The sequence below is a fragment of the Candidatus Symbiopectobacterium sp. genome (genome assembly GCF_020054415.1).
Lineage (GTDB): Bacteria > Pseudomonadota > Gammaproteobacteria > Enterobacterales > Enterobacteriaceae > Symbiopectobacterium.
In genome coordinates, this window is sequence record NZ_JAHWCO010000177.1 from 1 (window position 1) to 3,402 (window position 3,402).

Annotated in this window: 6 protein-coding genes and 1 pseudogene; 5 read left to right on the forward strand and 2 right to left on the reverse strand. The window is 48.7% G+C overall.

Annotated elements, in window-relative coordinates:
• From QZ506_RS05325 to cmoB, 5 genes and pseudogenes are all read left to right on the forward strand, one after another.
• A pseudogene (locus QZ506_RS05325) lies at positions 1-81 on the forward strand (lipoprotein); the annotation flags it as partial.
• 191 nt (positions 82-272) lie between these two features.
• Positions 273-458: a hypothetical protein gene (locus QZ506_RS05330; RefSeq protein WP_291969578.1), complete on the forward strand. Its 186-nt coding sequence runs from the start codon at positions 273-275 to the stop codon at positions 456-458.
• A gap of 180 nt (positions 459-638) precedes the next feature.
• A complete protein-coding gene (locus QZ506_RS05335) occupies positions 639-1,034 on the forward strand; it encodes an MAPEG family protein (protein WP_291969580.1) in 396 nt (131 codons plus the stop codon).
• Positions 1,035-1,157: 123 nt separating this feature from the next.
• The gene (cmoA, locus tag QZ506_RS05340; protein ID WP_291969582.1) at positions 1,158-1,901 is read left to right on the forward strand and encodes a carboxy-S-adenosyl-L-methionine synthase CmoA; all 744 of its coding nucleotides are present in this window, start codon (positions 1,158-1,160) and stop codon (positions 1,899-1,901) included.
• Positions 1,898-2,869 carry a tRNA 5-methoxyuridine(34)/uridine 5-oxyacetic acid(34) synthase CmoB gene (gene cmoB, locus QZ506_RS05345; protein WP_291969584.1) on the forward strand — a complete coding sequence of 324 codons (972 nt, stop codon included), beginning with the start codon at positions 1,898-1,900 and terminating at the stop codon, positions 2,867-2,869. The genes cmoA and cmoB overlap by 4 nt, the downstream gene beginning before the upstream one ends.
• A gap of 39 nt (positions 2,870-2,908) precedes the next feature.
• On the opposite strand, the gene QZ506_RS05350 is transcribed toward cmoB, so the two are convergent.
• Entirely contained in the window at positions 2,909-3,082 is a 174-nt protein-coding gene (locus QZ506_RS05350; protein ID WP_291969585.1) for a hypothetical protein, read from the reverse strand.
• The gene (locus QZ506_RS05355; RefSeq protein ID WP_291969587.1) at positions 3,082-3,384 is read right to left on the reverse strand and encodes an IS1 family transposase; all 303 of its coding nucleotides are present in this window, start codon (positions 3,382-3,384) and stop codon (positions 3,082-3,084) included. The genes QZ506_RS05350 and QZ506_RS05355 overlap by 1 nt, the downstream gene beginning before the upstream one ends.
• Positions 3,385-3,402 lie beyond the last annotated feature (18 nt).

Below are 3,402 nucleotides of genomic sequence, written 5' to 3' on the forward strand. Positions count from 1 at the left end.
GTGGGTGAAGCCATGGCCATGGTCAAAGCGCTTAACCGGATCACGCTATTAGGAATGCCGAACAGTATTCGCATCACGTAACAATCGACCCGTATGGGGCGCAGTCGTTACAAGTTCTGATTTATTCAACAAAGCCTAATTTCGACCGAATTTCGAGTAATTTCGATTGATACGCTATAACTTATTGAATAATAATCCCGGTATTTTTATGCCGCTGTAAGCCACAGCACCCCGCCATCCGTTTTATTGGCAATGAAGATATTGCAGACAATTTGCGCTGGTTTGCTCCGTGGACTGATAAACTGAAGGTCTGGCAGGAACATTCTCCGTATCTGTTTATCCATACGCCTGACATTGGCAATGTACTCCCGCTGGTACTGGCGATATGGCCGTTATTAGAGCAGGTTATCGCTGCCCGCCCGCCGCGCCCTGACTGGCCGCAATTTAAACAAATATAAAACAACAACGTATTAAAAGGCTTTTTTTAACATTTTTTATTATAACTTCATGTTTTGAACTGCTTTTTTTAAAAGCAGACATTACAGGCGACAGTCTGACAGCAGACAGTTATCATTCTAACAGCCGAAGTCGGTTAATATTTTCTGTCAGGCAATGTTTGCCCGACAATGGAGTGGAACATGGTAAGCGCGCTCTATGTGGTGCTTGGCGCATTGTTGCTGGTAAAACTGTCTCTCGATGTGGTTAAACTGCGTATGCAATACCGCGTAGCTTACGGAGACGGTGGTTTTTATGAATTACAGACCGCCATTCGGGTGCATGGCAATGCCGTAGAATACCTCCCCATCGGCGCTATTCTTCTGGTTCTGATGGAAATGAACGGTGCCTTGATCGCCATGATTCACCTGTGCGGTATTTTGTTGATTATTGGCCGGCTCTTTCACTACGTGGGCTTGCGTCAACGTGAATTCCGCTGGCGTCGTACCGGAATGGCCGCTACCTACGCCTCACTGGTATTGATGTCGCTGTTCAATCTTTACTACCTTCCCTGGGAATTGGTGCTCACGCTCTATTAACCGCGCGTGTGATGTTGGTGCGCCGTATGTACTGTGGCGCGCCCAAGGAAACAGACTTTCTTATCCGTATTTGCTAGACTGTCTCACCTTTTTTATTAACCGCACTGTAATTTCGTGTCCATCATGCCAAATCGCGATACGCTTTTTTCTGTTCCCATAGCCCACCTCGGTGATTGGACCTTTGACGAGCGCGTCGCTGAAGTTTTTCCCGATATGGTTCAGCGCTCCGTCCCCGGTTATTCGAATATTATTTCCATGATCGGCATGTTGGCCGAACGTTTCGTCAAACCAGATACTCAGATTTACGATCTGGGATGCTCGCTGGGTGCCGCTACACTGTCGATGCGGCGTAATATTCAGACCACGGGTTGCAACATTATCGCCGTTGACAACTCACCCGCGATGATTGAACGCTGTCGCCGCCACATTGATGCTTTTCGCGCAGCCACTCCCGTCAAGGTCATCGAAGCAGATATCCGCGACATCGTCATCGAAAATGCCTCCCTGGTGGTACTCAACTTCACCTTGCAATTCCTGGCACCGGAAGAGCGGAAAGCACTGTTAACGCGTATCTATCAAGGCTTGAACCCCGGTGGTGCGCTGGTGTTATCGGAGAAGTTCAGCTTTGAAGACAGCAAAGTGGGTGAGCTGTTATTCAACATGCACCACGATTTCAAACGGGCAAATGGCTACAGCGAATTAGAGATCAGTCAAAAGCGCAATATGTTGGAAAACATCATGCTGACCGATTCGGTGGAGACCCATAAATCTCGTCTGGCGCACGCTGGATTTCAGCACAGCGAAGTGTGGTTCCAGTGCTTTAATTTTGGTTCGTTACTGGCGCTAAAAGCTGAGGATAAGGCGTGATCGATTTCGGCAATTTTTATCAGCTTATCGCGAAAGGCCCATTGAGCCATTGGTTAAATACGCTGCCAGCACAACTGAGTGCATGGCAACGGGAATCACTACACGGTAAATTTAAGCAATGGTTCAATGCCGTTGAAGCCTTGCCTGAACTAACGCCCTCGCAGCTAGATGTGCTACACAGCGTCACCGCGGTGTTACAGCCGGATCTCAGCAATGGACAGCGTGAAGGGATGGAAGTGCGCCTGCGTCAACTGATGCCGTGGCGTAAAGGCCCCTATTCGCTTTACGGTGTCAGTATCGACACCGAATGGCGCTCCGATTGGAAATGGGAGCGGCTAACGCCACATATCAGCGCCTTGCAGGGTCGTCTGGTATTGGATGTCGGTTGCGGCAGCGGTTATCACCTATGGCGCATGGTTGGTGCCGGTGCGCATCTGGCTGTGGGTATCGACCCGATGCAGCTTTTCGTCTGCCAATTCGAAGCCGTACGCAAACTGCTTGGTAACGATCAACGTGCGCATGTATTACCGCTTGGCATCGAACAACTGCCGGAGCTCGCTGCCTTTGATACCGTGTTCTCCATGGGCGTACTTTACCATCGCCGTTCGCCGCTCGATCATCTGTGGCAGTTGAAAAATCAGTTGGTTTCCGGTGGAGAACTGATGCTGGAAACTCTGGTTATCGAGGGCGATGAAAATGCCGTGCTAGTGCCTGGCGAGCGTTACGCGCAAATGCGCAATGTTTACTTTATTCCCTCAGCTCCGGCGCTGGTACGCTGGTTGGAAAAGTGCGGTTTTGTCGATGTGCGTATCGTCGATCAGTGTGTCACTACCCTCGAGGAACAGCGCAAAACCTCATGGATGGTCACAGAATCACTGGCTGATTTTCTCGATCCTAACGATCACAGTAAAACCTGCGAAGGTTACCCCGCGCCATTGCGTGCCGTGATTGTGGCACGTAATCCGTAGCATCCCGCCCCGGCTTTGCGCCGGGGTTTTACTTTCTATTTATCGCAACATCGGGTCCCGGTCCAGAACCTGCTTTTTGATATTTCTAACTGCGCTTTTTATTTGCTTTCGGAAAATTTCATAATTCATAATCGCGTTACATGAAACAAGGCGATAACCTGATATAAAAATAATTGTTTTCTTGGTCGTGTATTCAATGAGTTGATGTAGCATCAAACGTAGTACTCGCGTTCGATGTAGGTACCGATGATCCTATCGTGCATTTCGGATGATTTTGAATATCCGAGCGTCTTGCGATTGAGCCGTTGCAATCGGTTACGCAGTGTCAGATGTGCACACTCAATACGCTGTGTATAATGTATTTTACTTTTGGAAGTTCGTCGTTGTAAGCCCTGTAGCCATCCGTGTTTGCATGACTGACGACGGTAACGCTGATGGCCACTTTTGCCATAACCGTGTTTTTTCACAGGAGATGTCTGTTCACAAAATGGGCATCTTACATCAACTTTAGCCACTGTATTCCACATCCAAAA

Coding starts and splice junctions, on each gene's coding strand:
- QZ506_RS05335 (WP_291969580.1), top strand. CDS start 639: ATGGTAAGCGCGCTCTATGTGGTGCTTGGCGCATTGTTGCTGGTAAAA.
- cmoA (WP_291969582.1), top strand. CDS start 1,158: ATGCCAAATCGCGATACGCTTTTTTCTGTTCCCATAGCCCACCTCGGT.
- QZ506_RS05350 (WP_291969585.1), bottom strand. CDS start 3,082: ATGCTACATCAACTCATTGAATACACGACCAAGAAAACAATTATTTTT.